This window comes from Clostridium hominis, from assembly GCF_014287825.1.
Taxonomy (GTDB): domain Bacteria; phylum Bacillota; class Clostridia; order Clostridiales; family Clostridiaceae; genus Clostridium; species Clostridium hominis.
This window is the reverse complement of record NZ_JACOOO010000042.1, coordinates 94,419-115,111: the sequence shown is the minus strand read 5'-3', so window position 1 is coordinate 115,111 and position 20,693 is coordinate 94,419. Positions and strand designations below refer to the sequence as shown.

Below are 20,693 nucleotides of genomic sequence, written 5' to 3'. Positions count from 1 at the left end.
TATATCGTTACTTTTAAATATACTCATAAAGATACCTCTCGTTATATTTAATAAAAAGTCGTCAAGACGACTTAAAAAATAAGACCATTAGATATATTATACCTAACAGTCTTAATATTTTGTATTAAACATTTTATTAATAATTTATTAATACTAATATATAAATGTTATACTATGTTCTAGCTTCTTGATTCTATTTGAATATCACTTAATCCAGTAATACCTTCAACTATATTTTGAATCGCTGATGCATTTTCTTCAGTGAAAGCATCATTTGCTTTTACATAAACTTTAACTATGTTTGCATCTATCATACATAAAGCATCTTCATAGCCATTATTCAATATTTCTGTTTCTATAGCAGTTTCTTGCTCTTGTTTTTGAACTTTTTCGTTTAATAAGTTAGTTGCATTATCAATAACTTCTTGTGAAGAGGTAGTATCCTCAATAATAGCTGTCATCTCTTCCTTAAACTCAGTATCTGATTTAATTTTATTTGCTCTATCATTATAGAAAAAGCCTTGATTACCCATTGTTTCTTCTGCATTATCATTTTCTAAAAGTAAAGCTGATAAATCAGTAGTTAAATCAGCAGTATTCTCATTAGTTGTTTTTCCAGTAGAATAAATAACTGTACCAATTATTGAAATACATAATATTGCCCCAACAATAATTGATAATTGCCTGTTTTTTACTTTTGATCTGAAGTTCGTTTTAATGTTTTTAAAGTCGTACTTTGGATATGTCCTATCAATTCTAGCTTGTGCTAAGTCAGTTTGTAGTACTTTACCACAACCTATACATAAGATATTTCCTTTCTTGTTTTCTTTACCACACTCTGGACAAATAATTTTATTCTCACCCATAAAAAACTCTCCTTATTCATTTCTTTATAGTTTAATTATATGAGTGAAATTATTGTAAAATTACGGAATTATTATATATTTAACTAATTATTTTCTAAACTTTTTATATATTCAGTAACCTCATCCTTATTACCCCTAAATATAATATTTCTATTACCCTTTTCGATAGAATGTTTATACATAGGATCATAATAATTATGTAAAAATAGTTCAATCCAAACTCTATTATAATCATAGCTTCCATTAGACTTTTGAATATCATATGCTTTATTAAACTCATCTATTACAATTTTTAACCTATCTCCACCAAGCTTAGATTTAACTCTCTCCATACTTTTTAGCATATCTTCATACCAAAGTTCTATTGCTAAATCCTTATCGTTACAACTAGCTATGAATTCCTTTTGTCCATTAATAACATAATCCTCAAGGATATTATCAACTCTCTCTTCCATTAAAGATTCTAAGAAGATTAGATCTGCGCCATGGAATAAGCTATAAAGACTAGTAGGTATAAAGCTTCTACCTATATTCTTACTTTCATCTTCTAATATCATATACTTAAATCTTTTATTATTATGTTTTATAATTTCATAAGCTAAATTATTTTCAAAATTTATTTGAGTTGGTTGAGCTGTAACATGATGACCAAATGTTGAACCTCTATGATTAGCTATCCCTTCAAGATCTATAGAGTTATTAAGTTTATTTAGTAATATAGTTTTCCCAGAACCTGTATATCCTGTAAGCATTAATGGCTTTGATTTTATATTCTCAGGTTCTAAAGAAGTTATTAAATAATTACGAAATGCTTTATATCCTCCTTCTAGCTTTATTATGTCTTTTTTAGCTACTTCATTTATCCAGCTTTGAGCTATAGTTGAACGGGAACCCCCTCTAAAGCAATAGATCATTGTATTAGGGTTTTGCTCTATAAAATTAATCCATTTTTCAATTCTGTCTTCTTTTATCTTACCAGATACAATCTCATATCCTAACTTAGTTGCCTCTGCATTTCCTTTTTCTTTATAACATATTCCAATAATATGGCGCTCATCATTAGTTAAAATTGGCATATTAATAGATGTCTTAAATGCACCCTTTTCAAATTCAATAGGAGCTCTCACATCTATCAAAGGAATATTATTTAAAACTATATTTTCAAAATCATTAGTTGTTATCACTATCTTCATCCTCTATTCTAATTATTAATTTATATAAAATAATACATTATTTATTTTACACTTATTTAAATAAATATGTAAACCATGAAATAAACTTACAATACATATAAGTAAATTAAACTAGATATATTATAGTTATGGTAATATAATGTATTTATATATGAGCTACTAAATAGTGTGTAAATAATTTAAAAATTGATTTTAATAATTAGGAGGACTAAAAATGTCTAATAATATAAAGTTAACTACTTTAACAAAAACTTCTGGTTGTGCTGCAAAAATTGGACCAGCTGTACTAGATTCTGTACTAAAGAATCTTCCTAAATTTGAGGATTCAAATCTTCTAGTAGGCTTTGATAAGAAAGATGATGCTTGTGTATATAAAGTTTCAGAAGATAAAGTTGTAATTCAAACAGTAGATTTCTTTCCACCAATGGTTGATGATCCATATACTTTTGGGCAAGTAGCAGCTACAAATGCATTAAGTGATGTTTATGCTATGGGTGGGGACCCTGCCTTAGCAATGAACCTACTTTGTTTTCCTTCATGCTTAGAACCATCAATTATGCATGATATATTACAAGGTGGATATAGTAAAATTAAAGAAGCTGGTGCAGTTGTTGCTGGAGGCCATACAATAGCTGATCCAACACCTAAATATGGTCTATGCGTTAGTGGATTTGCACATCCAAAAGAAATACTTACTAATAGTAACGCTAAAACAGGTGATGTCCTTGTTTTAACTAAGCCTATTGGTGTTGGAATCTTAAATACTGCGAATAAAGCAGAACTATTAACAGCTGAAAAAGTAAAAGAAGTTACCAATATTATGATTGCTTTAAATAAATATGCTAAGGAAGCTTTTAAAGGATTAACTGTTAATGCTTGTACAGATATAACAGGCTTTAGTTTAATAGGTCATGGATACGAAATGGCTAGTGGTAGCAATAAAACAATAGAGTTTTTCAGCAATAATATTCCTCTTATAGCAGATGCTTTAGAATATGCTAAAATGGGTATTCTACCTGAAGGAATGTATAACAACTTAGAATACTTAAAAGATATATTTAGAGTTACTAACGGAGTAAGTCAAGAGATGCAAGATGTTCTTTTAGACCCTCAAACTTCAGGTGGACTTCTACTATCAATGCCTGAAAAGGACGCAAAAGAATATTTATCTCGTATGGAACTCTATACTCCACATGCAAAGATAGTAGGACATGTAACAGATAAACAAGATTTATCAATAATAATAAAATAAAAAGCGAAGCACTTTGGTGAAAAGCTTTCTTACTTCATTTAAATGTAGTAGACTTTTCACCTAGCTGCTTCGCTTTAACTATTGAATATATACCTTATTATTATTTAGTATAAATTTATCATCAAAAACTTTTTTAATTTCTCTCATATACTCTATATTTTTATTACTTGTATTTCTTAAAAAATACTCCTTCTTAGATATTCCTATTCCATGTTCGCCAGAAGTTACTCCATTTAATTCATAACACTTACAATATAGTTCTTTTAATAATTTATGAGACTTCTCTCTCCATAAGCTTTCTTCTATTCCATTTCTCACAACACATAAATGTATATTACCATCTCCTGCGTGTCCAAAACTTACAACTTGAATTTTATATTTTTCTTCTAAGATTTTAGTAAAATCTATAAACTCAACTATTTTATCTATAGGAACTACAATATCTACTGGTTCCTCCTCTGATATGACTTCTACAGCTTTAACTAATGCCCCTCTTATTTGCCATGTATTATTTATCTCTTCCTTATCTTTTAAAAGAATAAAGTCTACAGCCCCACTTTTTGCTGACACTTCCTTAGCCTTATTAGAATTCAATTCAATTTCGCTATCTGTTTCACCATCAAAGGTTAATAAAAGATATGAATTTCCGCTACTGCATGGAAACTTTAAATTTAAGTATCTTTCAGTATTCTCAATTACCTTTTTCTCCATAAATTCAATTGCTGTTGCATTAATATTTTCATTTATTATTCTATTTACAGATTCGATACCTAACTCCAAAGCATCAAAGGCAATAATTGCACTTATAGACTTTTTAGGCTTTGGAATTACTTTTAAAAATGCCTTAGTTATTACTCCAAGAGTACCTTCAGAACCTATAAACAAGTCCTTTAGATCTAATCCTGAACTATTTTTTATAGTATCTCCTCCTAAGTTTAAAATTGTGCCATTTGCTAGAACAACTTCTAACTTTCTTACATAATCTCTGGTTACGCCATATTTTACTGCCCTCATTCCACCGGCATTTGTACTTATATTTCCTCCAATAGTTGCAGTTTTTTCTCCTGGATCTGGAGGATAAAATAGACCTTCATTTTCTACATATTGTTGCAATTGGTTCAATACTACTCCACTTTCTACCTCTACTGTAAAAGTACTTTTATCTAAATTTATTATCTTGTTCATTTTAGATAAATCAAGTATTATTCCTCTTTCTGTAGGAACTGTTCCCCCAACTAAACCTGTTCCTGATCCTCTAGGTGTTACTTTAATATTACTTTTATAAGCATATTTTAATACACAGCTAACTTCTTCAGTATTTACTGGAAAAACCAAAACGTCTGCTTCTCCATAAATTCTTTTAAGCCCATCAGTGAAGTAGTCTCTATTTATATTTTCAGTACTTATAATTCTATCTGTATCCTTTAAAATATTTACTAAATCATTATATATCATATATTAGCCCCCTTATATAATGCCTATCTTTTTAAAAATTTCTTTGATAAATTATCACCTAATAATTGAAAAGCTTGTACAATCACAACTAAAATTATTACTGTAATTATCATTACCCCAGTTTCATATCTATAATATCCATATCTAATAGCTAAATCACCGATTCCCCCTCCACCAACGATTCCAGCCATTGCAGAATATCCAACTAAGCTTACTAAAGTTATAGTTACACCTCTAATTAAACTAGGCAGCGCTTCTATTACTAATACATCAGAGAATATAAGCCAAAATCCTGCTCCTGACGCTATTGCTGCTTCTATCACTCCATTATCGATTTCACTAAAGGCTCCTTCAGCGACCCTGCTAAAAAAAGCTATAGATGCTACTGTTAAAGGAACTGTAGCTGCTTCAGGCCCAATATTAGTACCTACAATCATTTCTGTTAATGGTGTTAGTACTACTAGTAAAATTACAAAAGGAATTGATCTTATTACATTTATAATAAATCCTGATATTGAGTTTATAGATTTATTTTCAAAAAACATCTTATTAGAGGTTAAGTATAAGATAAGCCCTAAAACTCCACCAACTATTATTGATATTATCATAGCTATAAAAATCATCTTAGAAGAATCCATTACTGCATTTCCTAATTCATTTCTAAGAATCTCTAAAGTATCTGTCATATTAAATCACCGCCTCTAATGAATTTACCTCTTCTTCATTTACATCAGCATTTTTTTCAATATATGCTCTTGTATTTTCAATTTCTTGATCATCCCCAATAATATCTATAAGCAAACTACCTAATGGCTTTCCATCAATATAGTCTATCTTTCCATGAATAATATTTATCTGAGTGTTAAACTTTTTAGCTGCCTCAGATATAATAGGCTTTAAACTTGTCTGCCCAATATAATTAACTTTATATAATCTACCTTTTACTAAATCTCGTCTTACTACTTCAGGCAATCTAAGATTAGAATTTTTACTGACTAAAGATTTCGTAACTTCATGTTGTGGCTTAGAGAATATAGAGTATACATCGTTAACTTCTACGACTTCTCCACTACTCATTACTGCAACTCTATTAAATAACTTCTTTGCTACTTCAATTTCATGAGTAATAAATACTATAGTTATTCCTAATTTCTCTTTAATATCTTTTAATAAAGTTAGTATTTCTTCTGTATTTTCTAAATCTAAAGCTGATGTAGCTTCATCACAAAGCAATATTTCTGGATCATTTGCAATAGCTCTTGCAATACCTACTCTTTGCTTTTGACCACCACTTAAATTAGCAGGATAAACATCTTTCTTATCACTTAAGTTCACTAAATCTAACAAATACTCTATTCTTTCTTTCATTTTATTTTTAGGATAATTATTAGCTTTAAGTACAAATTCAATATTTTCATAAATTGTTTTTCCACTTATTAAATTAAAGTGTTGAAATATCATCCCTACTTTTAATCTAAGGCTTCTTAGCTCCTTGCTATTTAACTTTGTAATATCTTTATCTTGTATTATTACTCTTCCTTCAGATGGCTTTTGTAGTAAATTAATTACTCTAACTAATGTACTTTTACCTGCACCACTCAAACCAACAATTCCAAATACTTCACCTCTATTTATTGTAAGAGTTACATTCTTTACTGCATCTAATTTATTTTTACCATCATTAAAAGTTACAGATATATTTTCTAATTTAATCACTTTTTCACCACCATTCCTTTAATTTATAACTATTAATTAGCATTAACATACCACTCTGGTTTGTTAAAATCCTTATATTTTCCACTTTCAATAGCATTTCTAAATTCTTCTGATTCCACAGCTTCTTTTAAATCCTTCCCTAAGTCTTTATCTAAATCTTCAGTTCTTACTGCAACTACATTTTTATATTCTTCTGATAATTCTTCAATAGCTAAAGCTTCTGCAAAATCCAATCCAGACGCTATAGCATAATTTCCAGGTACTAAAGCAATATCTGCACTGCTTATACTTCTTGCTAATTGTGCTGCTTCAACTTCTAAAAACTCTAAATTCTTGCTGTTTTCAGTAATATCATTTTTTGTAGCTTTAGTATCATCAACATTAGAATCTATTTTTATTAATCCTTGAGTTTCCAATAAGGTTAATGCTCTTGCTAAATTTGATGGATCATTTGGTATAGCAACCTTACCACCTTCGCCTAATTCACTTAAAGAGTTAAGATTATTTGAGAATATACCCATTCCTGCTGTTGGAACTGAAATAACAGCTGATATATCTAGATTGTTATCTGCACTAAATTTTTCTAAGTAAACAGTATGTTGCATTAAGTTTGTATCAATCTCTCTATTATTTAAAGCTTTATCTGGTTGAATATAATCACTAAACTCCTTTACTTCAACCTCATACCCATTTGCCTCTAAATAAGGAGCTATACATTCTTTAACCATATCTCCGTAAGGTCCAGGACATACCCCAACAGTAATATTTTTAGTATCTGTTTCTAGAGATTCTCCTCCTTTACTAGCACATCCTACTACTCCTAGTGATAAAGTTGCTGCAAGTGTTATTGCTACTAATCTTTTATTTCTTTTCATTTTTATACCCCCAAGTTTTTATATTAATATTTTTTTATATTTACTATTTCGATTTTGGTTCTAAATCTTATCTATTTATTTTTATAAAGTTAGAATTTATTTTGATACTTTTAATCTTTCAAGTCTCTTTAATGCTTCTTTTAATGTTTCATCTTTCTTTGCAAAATGTAACCTTATATAGTTATTTACATCTTCTTTAAAGAAACTTGAGCCTGGAACTGCTGCTACTCCAATATCCCTTGTAAGATACTCACAAAAGCTTATATCATCTTTCGCACCAAACTCGCTTATATCTACTAACACATAATAAGCACCTTCTGGCTTGAAATATTTAAGCCCTATTTTGTCTAATCCATTTAAAAATAAATCTCTTTTCTTATCATACTTATTTATTAAATCTTCATAGTAATCATCACCAAACTCTAATCCAGGTATTACTGCCTTTTGTAATGGAGCCGCAGCCCCAACTGTTAAAAAGTCATGAACCTTTTTACAGTTATCTATTATTTTTTTATTACCTAGTACATATCCTAATCTCCATCCGGTAATAGAATAGGTTTTAGATAATGAGCTACATGATATAGTTCTATCAAACATTCCAGGTAATGAAGCAAAGTATATATGCTCATTAGGAGGAAATACTATATGTTCATAAACCTCATCAGTAATTACAAAGGTATCAAACTCTTCGGCTAAACTTGCAATATATAACAATTCATCTCTCGTAAAAACCTTTCCTACAGGATTTGATGGATTACATAGTATTAAAGCTTTAGGATTTTGCTCAAATGCTCTTCTTAATTCTTCTTTATCAAATCCAAAACTAGGTGGTTTTAATGCTACATATACAGGCTCTGCCCCTGAGAGAATTGTATCTGCAACATAGTTTTCATAAAATGGTGAAAATACAATGACTTTATCTCCAGGATTGCATACCGCCATCATTGAAACCATCATAGCTTCTGTACTTCCACATGTAACAACTATATTTTCTTCTGGATTAATTTCTATCCTCATGAACTTTTTTTGTTTTTCTGCTAGCTTTTCTCTAAATATTTTTGAGCCCCAAGTTATCTCATATTGATGAGGTCCTTTTTCAGCTACCTCTTTTAAACTATTTAAGATATCTTTTGGCGGATCAAAGTCTGGAAATCCTTGTGATAGATTTATTGCTCCATATTGATCTGCTATTCTTGTCATTTTTCTTATCGTTGATTCAGAGAACCAATCTAATCTATTACTTAGTTCTGCCATTTTTTTGCCCCCTCTTTACTTTTAAATAAAAAAATAAAGCACTAGAGAATAAATCTCTAGCGCTAATAAACACTACATAATTCACCCTCTTATCTACTAGCTAAAAAGCTACAGGAATTAGCACCACGTATACAGTTAAAAATTAAGAATTAAGAATTAAGAGTTGCTACTGAAATTTTCTTGAAATTTCTTAACTTGAAATGCATAAAACTATCTTATGAGTTTTATCCATAACTCTTAACTTTTCTCTACTAACTATTAACTAGTAACAGGTTGCCGGGTTTCATAGGGCCAGTCCCTCCACCGCTCTTGATAAGATTAACAATATTTAGTTGTAATTCCTTTATTTATTGAATTAATATTAAATCAAAATTTTTACATTGTCAATATATTTTAATAATTTTTTCCAAATACTTTTCACTTTGCTTTTGGAATTCTAAATAAAGCACTATTATTTTATTTAGTTAATAATATATAGTTAATTCTCTATAATGTGATAACTTTAGAAGTGGATTTCATAACTCCGACAATATCATACATATTGCTTACAGTTCCAACTTTAAGTTCTCCTTCAAGATGATAATAATTTAAACATGCTCCACAAACTAATACATTAACACCTTTTGCAACTAAAGCATTTAAATGCTCAATAGCCTGCTCGTTTAATGTTGGTACCTTTACCCCATCATTCATAAACAAAATAGCTTTAGGTAAGTCCTCATCTTCAGATAATGTATAGAAAAACATTTTCATTAAAGACTTTCCAAGCTCTTCTGCACCAGCTCCTATAATATCTTTGCCAATAAAAATACACCAATCACCTAAAGGCTTTTTCCCTTGTATTTTATTTAAAACTTCTTGACATTCTTCACAACCATTAGAAAAATGTACTGTGTAAATTCCTTCATTTTCTTCAATTTTAGTTTCAAATCCTTGACTGTTGGCAAGTTTTTTTAAGTTCTCTACAGCTATACCATTGTCTACTTGAACTGAAAAAAACTTAGTTCCTAAATCTATTTCTTTCTTTGCCATTATAACAGGCATAGGGCAAGCTTTTCCTTTCGCATCTATAACTTTTTTCATACTTTCCTCCATTACTTTATACTATATTAATTTTATTTACCATATTTTAATTATATCACCTTTTTAATATAATCTAAATTAATAAAGTTATTTTCATAATAAAATAAGCCTTATGATTAATAAGACTTATTCATTATAATTATTATATTAATTTAAAACCTTTTATTAATTTGAAATTGCAAAACTTTCAAGGGCATCAATTACTTCCTCTTGTCTATCTACAGCTTTTTCATAATTATTGCTTAAACCATAAATACTTGGTGCTTGGGGTAAGCCCGCTAGTAATGTTGCTTCATCATATGTAATTTCATTTGGTTCTTTTCCAAAATATCCATTACAAGCTTCTTTTATACCTGTAAATCCATCACCATAATAAATCACATTTACATATAATTCTAAAATCTCATCTTTTGTATATTTTTTCTCTAAATCATAAGATAAAAATATTTCTTCTACTTTTCTTTTTATAGTTTGCTCTGGGGTTAAAAATAAATTTTTAGCTAATTGTTGAGTTATTGTACTACCACCTTCAACAATTTTACCTGCTTTCAAATTAGTTAATAAAGCTCTACCTATAGATATAAAATCTACAGCCCCATGTTTATAATATCTATGATCTTCTATTGCAACTATTGCTTCTAAAAAAGTTTTATCTATCTCAGAAGCTTGTACATAATTATCTCTTGACTTTATTTCATTAATTTCTTCATCTATAGACATATCTTGCGTAACTTTTTCGTATACACCACATCCGATACCAATAAATGCTGTAATAATAATTAAGCTGAATACAAGTGTAAATTTTATAAATTTCAATGATGTTCTTTTTACCATTTATATCATCCTTTTTTATATTTTCTTATGAGTATACTATACTATAAAATACTTAAGATTCTATATCGATATCTATTACATTTATATTACAATTTTGTCATATTGGAAATTATGAATTATAAATATAAAAGCCAGATATTATCTGACTTTTATCTGGCTAGAAAATGTATTATTTTAATTGCAGTATTTATTATAGAAACTATTTAAGCATTTTATTACTGTTATAGGTTCTCTAGAAACTGCAACTTCCGTTGATAACATAAGACCATCCACACTATTTTTAATATATTTATATATATCATTTGCTTCTGAAATAGTAGGAGTATCTTGACGCCTCATAGACTCTAAAATATATGTAGCTACAATTAGCTTTTTCTTGCTCTTTTTCATTCTATTTATAATTTTCCCTTCTTCATAAGGAATCTCTTCTATAGGAATCTCTGCCTTCAAATCCCCTCTTCCAAGCATTATTCCGTCACTTACTTTTAAGATATCTTCAAAATTTTCTATACCTTCTTTACATTCTATTTTAGCCCATATTTTAGGGGTTCTACTATTATAGACTCTAACTAAAATTTTAATGTATTTCTTTAATTCTATTATGTCATCAGCTTTAGTAACATATGATAAACATATATAATCTATATTATTCTTGACTCCAATTTCAATATCAAATTTATCTTTCTCTGTTAAATGCAAATTATCCCTAATTAATTCTGGTGCATTAACACCTTTTTCTGCTCTTAAAATGCCACCTTTAATTGTCACAGCTTTGATATACAGTGAGTTTTTCTCTATTATTTTAAATTTCATAGTAGCATCCTTCATAAATAATTCTTTAACATTTTTAAAATCATCTAACGAACCATAATACATTATGGGAATTATTCTTATATTTTTGTATCTATTCTTTTCATAGAATTTCTTAAAATCTTTTTCAAGACAAAATATTACTTCTTCTTTTATATTTACTTTATATTCACCAGTAAAAAGCTTAGAAATCCTAAGTTTATTACCTTGCAAGTCTTGTAAAATTTTCATATTAGGATACTCAATATGTATTTCCTTAATTAAGGTTTCAAACTTTTCATAATCAATATGTGAAAAATTAAAACGTGGTATTGTCATACCAGCTTGTGCAAATCTTTTAATATCTTCTATATCTCTTACAGTAGGGCCAATTGAGCAAATTAGTTCCATAATACCTCCTATATAAATTTATAGTACCTTTTTATCTTCTTATGAGCCCTATTTTTAATCATTTGTTTTACTATGTAACCATATGCAGTTATCATAATATTTTCCCCTATAAAATACTATGCTACTTTTGTAACTTTTATTATCACAATTTTATATTTTCAAATAAATAATGCTTACTATCTAATTTAGAATTATAAAGCAAGGTGGACTTATTCTTTGTCCACCTTGCTTTATAATAGTAATATTTAATTTTTATTATAATCTAATCATATCTCTAGAAATATCCCCAAGAGAATAGGCTCCACACATTGACATTGTATCCTCAAGTTCAGCTGCTAATTTGTTTATATATGTTTTAACACCTTCTTCTTCTCCACCATAAAGAGCAGTTACAAAAGTTCTACAAATAAGTACTCCATCAGCACCTAAAGCTAAAGCTTTAAAAACATCTACTCCTGAACGTATACCGCCATCCACAAATATTTTCATTGAATCACCAACTGCATCAACTATATCAGCTAATACTTCTGCAGTAGCAGCACATCCATCTAGTACTCTTCCTCCATGATTAGATACAACAATAGCGGAAGCTCCTGCTTCTTTAGCCTTTAAAGCACCTTTTACTGTCATTATTCCCTTTACTATAAATGGGACAGATGAAAGTTTTATTATCTCTTTAAGCTCTTCTACTGACTTTGCACCTGCAGGAGGATTCATGTTCTTTAAGAATGGAAGACCTGCTGCATCAATATCCATAGCTACAGCAATAGCTCTAGAGTCTTTTACTAAATCCATTTTCTCTTTTATAGTATCTATATTCCAAGGTTTCACTGTTGGTATTCCCATACCATCTACATTTTTTATTGCCGCTGTAGCAGCTTTCATTACATCAGAATTTACTCCATCTCCAGTAAAAGCTAAGATTCCTTCTTTAGCACAAGCTGAAACTAAAATGTTATTATAAGTCATATCATTATACTTATCACCATAATGTAAATTAACTGCACCTACTGGTCCTGCAAAAAAAGGATATTTAAAGGTTTGTCCAAATATTTCTAATGTTGTATCAATCTTTTTATTTTCTGTTAAAGTATCCATATTAACACGAATTTCTTTCCACTTATCATAATTTCTTATGGCTGTATCTCCAATGCCTTTAGCACCTGGTCCCGGCATTTGATTTTTACACACCTTACCATTACATTCATTGCATGCTTTGCAATACTCTCCTATACAAGTTCTTGCATTTGCTAATACTTCTTTATAGTTCATAACTCCACACCTTTTCCTTATATTATACTGATTAATAATATATAATTATATACTATTAAGTTATTAACATAAAGTGTTATTAGTTATCTAAACTATTTATATACACTAATCCATTAAATATTAGGGAATAAAAATGCTATACATCAACTTCATTGATATATAGCGTTTTTAATGTAAAACTATGATAATTAACATTTATTTTAGTCTTTATAAAATTTCAAAACCTCTTCTAAGTATGGAATAGATGGTTGTGCACCTTTTCTTTGAACAGCTATTGATGAAACTTTATTTCCAAATACTACTGCATTTATTAAAGTTTCCTTGCTTATATTTTTAATATCTAATTTAGAGCTAAATCCTCCAATAAAACTATCTCCAGCTGCTGTAGTATCTATAGCCTCTACCTTAAAAGCTGGAACTAGTTCTGTGAAATCTTTACCTATAACTACAGCCCCTTTAGCCCCTAAAGTTATAATTGCATATTTTATTCCACTCTCTAAAAATACCTCTGATGCTTTTTGAGCATCTTCTACTGTATTAATCTTAACTCCTGTCAATACCTCAGCTTCTGTTTCATTTGGAATTATTATATCAATATATTTTAAAAGTTCCTTATCTATCTTTTTAGCTGGGGCAGGATTTAATATAGTTATCTTTCCAAAATCTTTAGCCTTTACAAATGCTTTTAATGTCATCTCCTCTGATGTTTCAAGTTGAGCTATTATTATATTACTTTTTTTAATTGCTTCCTCTGCAATGTTAATTTCTTTTTCTGTAAGTTTCTTATTTGAGCCTGACACAACTATAATTGAATTATCCCCTTCTTTATTAACAGTTATGAAAGCCATACCTGTAGATTCGACATCATCTTCAAATACATAGTCAACATTTATATTATCTTCTATTAACTTATCTTTAAGAATTACACCATTTTCATCATTTCCTATCTTTGAAATCATGTAAACTTCTGCTCCACATCTTTTAGCGGCAACTGCTTGATTTGCCCCTTTTCCTCCAGGTATCTTTTCAAGAGAATTAGCTAAAATTGTCTCACCAACTCTAGGTGTATTATTTACCCCTATAACTAAGTCCATATTCATACTTCCTAGTATGCAAACTTTATTCATAATTTTCTCCTTTATATCATTAGTTAATCTAAACTCTTCTTCATATATTTATTGTAAATAAATATTGCTTATAATTCCACTATTTATACTATTTTAATTAATATTAATTCTCTTTAGAAACTTATGGTACATAAAATATTTTCTACTTTTGATGAAGCTATTTTATATAAATAAAGGAGCCGTTACTTTTACGTAATAGCTCCAAAACTTATTATTTTTTATGTATTCAATATTTCATAAATATCAGACAACTCTACTTCAGTATTATATGTATCATTATCATATAATTTCATCTCGGAATTATGTATAATCTTATTTGGTAATAATATTGTAAATATGCTACCTTCATTCTCCTTACTATCTACCAAAACTTGTCCACCATGAAGGTTAACCATGGCTTTAACTATACTAAGGCCAATCCCACTACCTTCATTCATACGATTAAATGATTTATCGACTTGAACAAATCTATCAAATATAAACTCCTTACTATTATCATCTATCCCTATTCCTTCATCGATCACTTCAATTTTAACGACTTTACTTTCTACCACTACATTAACGTATATATTTTTATTTTCTTCAGAAAACTTTATCGCATTAGATAGTAAGTTAAGTATTGCTCTTTCAATCATTGAAGGGTCACATTTAATTATATGTTCTTCTATATTAGTATCGAATTGCACATTTATAGATTTTGACAAAGCATAATTAACAACTGATAACGTAACTTCTTCTACCAAAAACACTATATCATAATTTCCAAAATTAGCTTCCAAAATGCCCATATCTATTTTAGACACATCCATTATATTATTTATTAGTCTTAACATTCTTTTGCAATTTGTATGTAAACTCATATTATACTTTTTATAAATTGATTTGAAACTTGAACATTCATTATCAGCCGCTTTATCTAATAATTGGACAGTTGAATAAAAAATATTTAAAGGAGTTTTTAACTCATGAGACATATTTGCTATAAATTCACTTTTTTCTTTATCATAAATTTTAAGTTTTTCTAACTCTAACTCGGTTTTTATTTCCTCTGAAATATCCATATAAGATACAGCAATTTCTTTACTATCTCTAAATTCACTAATTAATTGTGCTGTACAATCAATAGTTTTATTTTCTTCTTCAATTTTTATAATTCCTCTCCAAACTCCAGTTTCATTTAATGCCTTAAGTATCTCATCTCTTTTACCACTCTCATACATTCTAGTTTTTAATATAGCATCAAAATAATTATTAGGTACATCATAGGTTCCAAAATAAAACTCTCTTACTTTTTTATTTGTATATAAAACTTTGCCTTCATCAGTGCATATAAACATACAGGTATGCTTATTATTATCTGTTAAATTGTAAAAGACACTTAAATTATTATTTAACACTTTATTTTTACTAATATATAAATATAATTCTATAAAGCTTCCTACAATTATAATACAAAAACATATATATGTTATAGCAACAGACATTAGTTTTACGTAAAATGATGGTGTTGTTATTCCATATATTGCATACATAGCTTTTAAGGCAAGCATAAATATACTTGAACTTAAAACAACATATAAATACTCTTTTTCCTTTAGTCCTGAAATAAATAACTTTACTGAAACCACGCTATATACTACAGTTAAGAACATATTATAAATTATGAAAAAGTTATTACTATTGTATATTATAGAACTATTATATTTATGTTCTATAATCCCAAGTAATAAAGTATATAATAAAACAAATATAATTGATGACTTTTTATTATTTACAATTACTGATCTCGCTTTAGATTTAGGCGAAATAGTAATAATAAGTAAAAACATTCTCAACAAGGATGTTGATACTACTATATAATTTGAAAGTTTTATTTCTTCATAATAAAAAGTAAGATAATCTATTTGTCCTAATAATATTCCTATAGCTAATGCCAAATACATTAATGATATAATAAATATATTATCTTTCTTTAACCTATTATATGATATTACACAGCTAATAAAGGCTAATAATGATAATATAATATTAAATGTTTTAATAAAGGTTAATGTTGATTCTAGATAAGTGAAGTCATTATTTTTATTAATCGTAATAGTGCCGATTAATATACTTAATATTATCACCGTAACTATAACTATACAGATAAAAAGTTTATTTTCTTTTTCTGCTAAGTATCTATTTTTCGAACTTTGTTTTAATACCATTCTCTCTACACCCTACTTTATATATTAAACTAATCTTACTTATTTTCTTTTTATTTACAAAGTTTCATACAACTTTTCTATTATATTACAATAATTTGTAATGTCAAGCAATATTTAAACTGTTAAATTGACTAAAAATAACCACTCATTAATAAGATTATTGAGTGGTTTAATTACTTTCATTAAATTTTTATATATTAAATCTTATTAATTAACTTTTCTATATATTTGTTAGCATCATAAGATAAATTTTCTTCATCTAAACTTACTAATTTTCCATCCTTTACAACAATTTTACCATTAGCTATTGTGTAATCCACAGAGTTTTTAAATCCAACAGTTCCTAAAATTGATTTTGGATCATATCCAGTTCCAACAAGCTCTATCCTATTTTTATTTATCATAAATAAATCTGCGGCTTTTCCTATTGATATTTCCCCAATATCATCCCTTCCTAAAACCTTTGCTCCACCTTTTGTAGCTAATTTTAATATGTCATACGCAGTTGGTGCATTATTACTTGCTTGTAATCTATGCAATAAATAACATACCCTTAGTTCCTCTAAAAGATTAGAACCATCATTACTAGCACTTCCATCTACAGCTAAACCCACTGGAATATCTAATTTAATCATATCAGGTATTCTTGCTATACCTGATGAAAGCTTCATATTGGATATAGGACAATGAGCTATACCAGTTCTTGTTTTAGATAATAGATTTAATTCTTCATCATTAAAGTGTATACCATGCGCAAACCATACATCTTCGCCTATCCAACCTAAGCTTTCCATATACTTTAATGGTCTCATATTAACCTTTTCTAAAGTAAATCTTTCTTCATCTTTTGTTTCAGCTAAATGAGTATGAAGCCTTACCCCTAATTTTCTCGCTAATTTTGCTGATTCTTTCATAAGCTCTGCTGTAACACTAAATGGAGAACAAGGAGCTAATGCTACTCTTCTCATGGAATACTCACTATTATCGTTATATTTTTTTACCACTCTTTCAGAATCATATAAGATCTTATCAATGCTTTGCACAACAGAGTCTGGAGGTAATCCTCCATCCTTTTTACTTAATGACATACTTCCTCTAGATGCGTGCATTCTTATTCCTAATAAACTTGCAGCATCAAATTGAGTATCTATTAATGTATCTTCAGCACTTTGTGGAAATACATAATGATGATCAAAGCATGTTGTACAACCACCTTTTAAAAATTCTCCCATCCCAACTAAGGAGCTATAATATATAACTTCACTATCTATCCCTTTCCATATCTCATATAAAGTACATAGCCAAGGAAATAACTCCATTTTCTGTACTTGTGGTAAGTTTCTTGTAAAGGTTTGATATAAATGGTGATGAGTATTTATAAGACCTGGATAAACATATAGATGTCTTCCATCTATAACTTCATCAGCATCATATATGTTATTATCTATACTTTTAATTACACCATTCTCAATAAAAATATTTATATTTTCAAAAACGTTTTCATTTTCATCACATGTAATAAGCGAATCAATATTCTTAATTAATATTGTATTAGCCATTTAATCACCCCTTCTCAGTACTATAATCCCTTTTTAAAATTTACCTATTATAATATAAAAATAAAAGTTCACTTTAATATCAACATATGATATTAAAATGAACTTTATGTTACTAAATATTTCTCTATTACTTTTCGTTGTTATTATATCTTTATACCGTTGTTTTTAATTTTCAAATAAATTGCTTATTCCACCAAGTATGCTTCCTTCGTCTTTAGTTCTTCCTGCTAACTGTGGAGCCGCTGATATAACTCTATCTGCAAGTTTACTAAATGGTAAACTTTGAATCCATACATCTCCTGGGCCTGTTAATGTAGCAAAGAATAACCCTTCACCACCAAAAACTGTATTTTTAATGCCACCTACAAATTGAATATCATAACTCACATTTTTAGTCATAGCCACTAAACATCCAGTATCTATTTTTAGGGTCTGTCCTGGCATTAATGTTCTTCTAACAATAGTACCTCCACCATGAATAAAAGCTAATCCATTACCTTCAAGCTTTTGAAGTATAAAACCTTCACCGCCAAAGAAACCTGCTCCAATCCTTTTAGTAAAAGCAATTCCTAAACTAATTCCCTTTGCACAACATAAGAATGCATCCTTTTGACAAATTAATGAACCTCCTAAGGCACCTATGTCCATTGGTAATATCTTTCCAGGATATGGTGCAGCAAAAGCAACACTTTCTCTACCATATCCTGAATTAGTGAAGGCTGTCATAAATAAGCTTTCACCTGTTATCACTCTCTTAGCAGCTCCTCCTAGCTTCCCAAAGAGCCCTCCGCTTTTACTCTTTTCGCTACCATCTCCAAATATAGTCTCCATAGTTATGCTATTATCCATCATCATCATTGCCCCTGCTTCAGCTACGACAGTTTCTTTCGGATCTAAAACTATTTCTACAAATTGCATCTCATTACCGTGAATCTTATAATCAATTTCATGTACCATTTAACTACTCCTTAACATAATTATTTACTGTAAAAGTACATATCTATGTATTTATATTCTACAATATAGTTCTTTAGCATTCTATATAATTATTTAATGTATCTAAATATCAATATTCAACTTCCATTATTTTAGAAAAACTCAAACCAATATATACTTTCTTATATTTATTTTTAAAAATACTTTTTTTCTACACTTTTTTTATATTATTTCATAGTATAAATTATAACTATTTTTTATAAAAATGTTTACTATATTTTAACTTAGGAGGAAATTAATATGTTTGATTATCGTGATACTTTAGGTGATGATTGTTGTGGTTGCTCAGATTGTTCAGATTTCTCTGACTTCTCAACTTATGACAACTATAATGATGAATGTAACAGTTGTGAGGATATACTAAATACTAACTTTGCTAGTGATTGTTCCAATAACTCTAACTTTAATGTTGATTTAAGAACTGAACTAATTATAAAAGAATCACCACAAACTATCTGTAATGTTTTACAAGAGCTTTGTAATCAAAAAATTAAAATTGATGGTTTTTCAATTCAAGCAATATGCAATCATTGCTCAATATTTAGATTTGTTGTAGGAGCTGATGATTGTCAAAAACTTACTGATATTCAAGTAGCTAAATCTATACTATCAACTCTTGATATTAGCTTTTTAGAAGATGCAATTTTCAAGGTAACTTCTGGAAGAAATTCAAGAGCTACTTTACCAAATCTTTATTGTGCATTACAAAGAAATGTAACTGTTAATGCTTCATATCCATCAACAACCGACGGTTTATATTTTCAAGCTGAGCCAATTGATGAAGCACTTAACACATTAAAAGTTTCAAATTGTGCTAAATGTACAAGGTAACTAAATTATATTAATGATAATATAATTTATAATTTTGTAGAAAGAAGCTAAATATATTAGCTTCTTTCTGCAATATTTAAAATAGATAATAGCTGACATCATAAATAAAGTTCCTTTAGTTAGCTCATTAGTTGAGCTCTCCCAATTTAGTAAAAAATCCTCCAATTATACTTTTATCAATAATTTTCATATTAATATTTATAATGAATAACATCGCTATACTCTTTATATATTTTTTTGTTTAATTCATCTCCACCATCAAGATTTGCACTATAAAATATAGGGGGTTTGCTAACTCCTTTATATATTAACTGTTGAGTTACCTCAGCCACAATTGAGTTGATGATAAGTGCACCAATTACAGTTGATGATGGAGCAACCTTCTGTTCTATTCCATCTATTTCAATACATGCGTCACCTATATCTCCATGATTATCTATTACGATATCAGAAATTTCATATAGATTTTTTCCTAATGGATGTCTTGACGATACTGTTTTAGAATATTCTACATTTGTAATACTGATAACCGCAATATTTCTTTTTTTAGCCTCCAATGCTAGCTCTATACTTACAGGATTTCTTCCTGATACCGAATGAACAACTAGTATATCCCCAGATTTTATTGGTACTTTTTCAAAAATATTAGTTCCATATCCAATAAGTCTTTCCATTTTACTTGTGAAAGTAATTGGAGAATTATCTAACATAAGAGATCTTTCAAATATTGGATTAAAAACTACCAACCCACCAGCCCTATAAAACACTTCTTCAGTTATAATTCCTGCATGAGTTGCTCCAAAAACAAATATAGATTTTTTATTTAAGATAGTATCTACAAACAAGTCTACAGCTTTATTCATATTTTCATTTTCTTCTTTTTCAACTATATCAATTATTTCTCTTATCTTATCAATATACTTAAATCTCATAATTCCACACCCTATCATATTAAATTTCAAGTAGAGGGACT

The 20,693-nt window shown here is 28.6% G+C and carries 18 protein-coding genes and 1 riboswitch; of the genes, 2 read left to right on the top strand and 16 right to left on the bottom strand.

Annotation, left to right across the window (positions count from 1 at the left end; genetic code table 11):
* Positions 1-179: 179 nt before the first annotated feature.
* Both H8S20_RS17905 and mnmH read right to left on the bottom strand, forming a co-directional pair.
* Positions 180-866, bottom strand: coding sequence for a SpoIIIAH-like family protein (locus tag H8S20_RS17905; protein WP_186860973.1), 687 nt, complete (start codon positions 864-866; stop codon positions 180-182).
* Positions 867-949: 83 nt separating this feature from the next.
* The gene (gene mnmH / locus H8S20_RS17900) at positions 950-2,059 is read right to left on the bottom strand and encodes a tRNA 2-selenouridine(34) synthase MnmH (RefSeq protein ID WP_186860972.1); all 1,110 of its coding nucleotides are present in this window, start codon (positions 2,057-2,059) and stop codon (positions 950-952) included.
* 214 nt (positions 2,060-2,273) lie between these two features.
* Between mnmH and selD the strand changes: the two genes are divergently transcribed.
* Positions 2,274-3,311 carry a selenide, water dikinase SelD gene (gene selD / locus H8S20_RS17895; protein WP_186860971.1) on the top strand — a complete coding sequence of 346 codons (1,038 nt, stop codon included), beginning with the start codon at positions 2,274-2,276 and terminating at the stop codon, positions 3,309-3,311.
* 78 nt (positions 3,312-3,389) lie between these two features.
* Here the strand turns inward: selD and H8S20_RS17890 are convergent, their stop codons facing one another.
* From H8S20_RS17890 to H8S20_RS17830, 13 genes are all read right to left on the bottom strand, one after another.
* On the bottom strand, positions 3,390-4,766 hold the full coding sequence (locus H8S20_RS17890) for an FAD-binding oxidoreductase (protein ID WP_186860970.1): 1,377 nt from the start codon (positions 4,764-4,766) through the stop codon (positions 3,390-3,392).
* Positions 4,767-4,789: 23 nt separating this feature from the next.
* A complete protein-coding gene (locus H8S20_RS17885; protein ID WP_032118738.1) occupies positions 4,790-5,452 on the bottom strand; it encodes a methionine ABC transporter permease in 663 nt (220 codons plus the stop codon).
* Between the two features lies 1 nt (position 5,453).
* The gene (locus H8S20_RS17880; protein ID WP_186860969.1) at positions 5,454-6,482 is read right to left on the bottom strand and encodes a methionine ABC transporter ATP-binding protein; all 1,029 of its coding nucleotides are present in this window, start codon (positions 6,480-6,482) and stop codon (positions 5,454-5,456) included.
* A 32-nt stretch (positions 6,483-6,514) separates the two neighbouring features.
* On the bottom strand, positions 6,515-7,357 hold the full coding sequence (locus H8S20_RS17875) for a MetQ/NlpA family ABC transporter substrate-binding protein (RefSeq protein WP_186860968.1): 843 nt from the start codon (positions 7,355-7,357) through the stop codon (positions 6,515-6,517).
* A gap of 96 nt (positions 7,358-7,453) precedes the next feature.
* Positions 7,454-8,611 (bottom strand): pyridoxal phosphate-dependent aminotransferase, encoded by a 1,158-nt coding sequence (locus tag H8S20_RS17870; protein ID WP_186860967.1) that lies wholly within the window; start codon positions 8,609-8,611, stop codon positions 7,454-7,456.
* A gap of 86 nt (positions 8,612-8,697) precedes the next feature.
* A riboswitch (SAM riboswitch) is annotated at positions 8,698-8,930 on the bottom strand.
* Positions 8,931-9,097: 167 nt separating this feature from the next.
* Positions 9,098-9,694 (bottom strand): sulfurtransferase-like selenium metabolism protein YedF, encoded by a 597-nt coding sequence (gene yedF, locus H8S20_RS17865; RefSeq protein WP_032118742.1) that lies wholly within the window; start codon positions 9,692-9,694, stop codon positions 9,098-9,100.
* 165 nt (positions 9,695-9,859) lie between these two features.
* Entirely contained in the window at positions 9,860-10,528 is a 669-nt protein-coding gene (locus H8S20_RS17860) for a biosynthetic peptidoglycan transglycosylase (RefSeq protein WP_186860966.1), read from the bottom strand.
* 174 nt (positions 10,529-10,702) lie between these two features.
* Positions 10,703-11,728 carry a pyruvate kinase gene (locus H8S20_RS17855; protein ID WP_186860965.1) on the bottom strand — a complete coding sequence of 342 codons (1,026 nt, stop codon included), beginning with the start codon at positions 11,726-11,728 and terminating at the stop codon, positions 10,703-10,705.
* A 255-nt stretch (positions 11,729-11,983) separates the two neighbouring features.
* Entirely contained in the window at positions 11,984-13,000 is a 1,017-nt protein-coding gene (locus H8S20_RS17850; protein WP_186860964.1) for an alpha-hydroxy-acid oxidizing protein, read from the bottom strand.
* A gap of 200 nt (positions 13,001-13,200) precedes the next feature.
* Positions 13,201-14,127, bottom strand: a complete 927-nt coding sequence (gene rbsK / locus H8S20_RS17845; RefSeq protein ID WP_186860963.1) for a ribokinase — start codon at positions 14,125-14,127, stop codon at positions 13,201-13,203.
* A gap of 218 nt (positions 14,128-14,345) precedes the next feature.
* Positions 14,346-16,334, bottom strand: a complete 1,989-nt coding sequence (locus H8S20_RS17840; RefSeq protein WP_186860962.1) for a sensor histidine kinase — start codon at positions 16,332-16,334, stop codon at positions 14,346-14,348.
* A 197-nt stretch (positions 16,335-16,531) separates the two neighbouring features.
* Entirely contained in the window at positions 16,532-17,893 is a 1,362-nt protein-coding gene (locus H8S20_RS17835) for an 8-oxoguanine deaminase (RefSeq protein ID WP_186860961.1), read from the bottom strand.
* A 165-nt stretch (positions 17,894-18,058) separates the two neighbouring features.
* Positions 18,059-18,850: a TIGR00266 family protein gene (locus H8S20_RS17830; RefSeq protein WP_032118748.1), complete on the bottom strand. Its 792-nt coding sequence runs from the start codon at positions 18,848-18,850 to the stop codon at positions 18,059-18,061.
* 279 nt (positions 18,851-19,129) lie between these two features.
* Between H8S20_RS17830 and H8S20_RS17825 the strand changes: the two genes are divergently transcribed.
* A complete protein-coding gene (locus H8S20_RS17825) occupies positions 19,130-19,720 on the top strand; it encodes a hypothetical protein (protein ID WP_032118749.1) in 591 nt (196 codons plus the stop codon).
* 191 nt (positions 19,721-19,911) lie between these two features.
* Here the strand turns inward: H8S20_RS17825 and H8S20_RS17820 are convergent, their stop codons facing one another.
* Positions 19,912-20,652 carry an SIS domain-containing protein gene (locus tag H8S20_RS17820; protein ID WP_032118750.1) on the bottom strand — a complete coding sequence of 247 codons (741 nt, stop codon included), beginning with the start codon at positions 20,650-20,652 and terminating at the stop codon, positions 19,912-19,914.
* Positions 20,653-20,693: the final 41 nt, after the last annotated feature.

What these genes read in the sequence shown, in the direction of transcription:
- H8S20_RS17890 (WP_186860970.1), bottom strand. Translation starts at nt 4,766, where the DNA reads ATGATATATAATGATTTAGTAAATATTTTAAAGGATACAGATAGAATT.
- H8S20_RS17840 (WP_186860962.1), bottom strand. Translation starts at nt 16,334, where the DNA reads ATGGTATTAAAACAAAGTTCGAAAAATAGATACTTAGCAGAAAAAGAA.
- yedF (WP_032118742.1), bottom strand. Translation starts at nt 9,694, where the DNA reads ATGAAAAAAGTTATAGATGCGAAAGGAAAAGCTTGCCCTATGCCTGTT.
- H8S20_RS17875 (WP_186860968.1), bottom strand. Translation starts at nt 7,357, where the DNA reads ATGAAAAGAAATAAAAGATTAGTAGCAATAACACTTGCAGCAACTTTA.
- H8S20_RS17820 (WP_032118750.1), bottom strand. Translation starts at nt 20,652, where the DNA reads ATGAGATTTAAGTATATTGATAAGATAAGAGAAATAATTGATATAGTT.
- H8S20_RS17905 (WP_186860973.1), bottom strand. Translation starts at nt 866, where the DNA reads ATGGGTGAGAATAAAATTATTTGTCCAGAGTGTGGTAAAGAAAACAAG.
- H8S20_RS17860 (WP_186860966.1), bottom strand. Translation starts at nt 10,528, where the DNA reads ATGGTAAAAAGAACATCATTGAAATTTATAAAATTTACACTTGTATTC.
- rbsK (WP_186860963.1), bottom strand. Translation starts at nt 14,127, where the DNA reads ATGAATAAAGTTTGCATACTAGGAAGTATGAATATGGACTTAGTTATA.
- H8S20_RS17870 (WP_186860967.1), bottom strand. Translation starts at nt 8,611, where the DNA reads ATGGCAGAACTAAGTAATAGATTAGATTGGTTCTCTGAATCAACGATA.
- mnmH (WP_186860972.1), bottom strand. Translation starts at nt 2,059, where the DNA reads ATGAAGATAGTGATAACAACTAATGATTTTGAAAATATAGTTTTAAAT.
- H8S20_RS17830 (WP_032118748.1), bottom strand. Translation starts at nt 18,850, where the DNA reads ATGGTACATGAAATTGATTATAAGATTCACGGTAATGAGATGCAATTT.
- H8S20_RS17855 (WP_186860965.1), bottom strand. Translation starts at nt 11,728, where the DNA reads ATGGAACTAATTTGCTCAATTGGCCCTACTGTAAGAGATATAGAAGAT.
- selD (WP_186860971.1), top strand. Translation starts at nt 2,274, where the DNA reads ATGTCTAATAATATAAAGTTAACTACTTTAACAAAAACTTCTGGTTGT.
- H8S20_RS17835 (WP_186860961.1), bottom strand. Translation starts at nt 17,893, where the DNA reads ATGGCTAATACAATATTAATTAAGAATATTGATTCGCTTATTACATGT.
- H8S20_RS17850 (WP_186860964.1), bottom strand. Translation starts at nt 13,000, where the DNA reads ATGAACTATAAAGAAGTATTAGCAAATGCAAGAACTTGTATAGGAGAG.
- H8S20_RS17825 (WP_032118749.1), top strand. Translation starts at nt 19,130, where the DNA reads ATGTTTGATTATCGTGATACTTTAGGTGATGATTGTTGTGGTTGCTCA.
- H8S20_RS17885 (WP_032118738.1), bottom strand. Translation starts at nt 5,452, where the DNA reads ATGACAGATACTTTAGAGATTCTTAGAAATGAATTAGGAAATGCAGTA.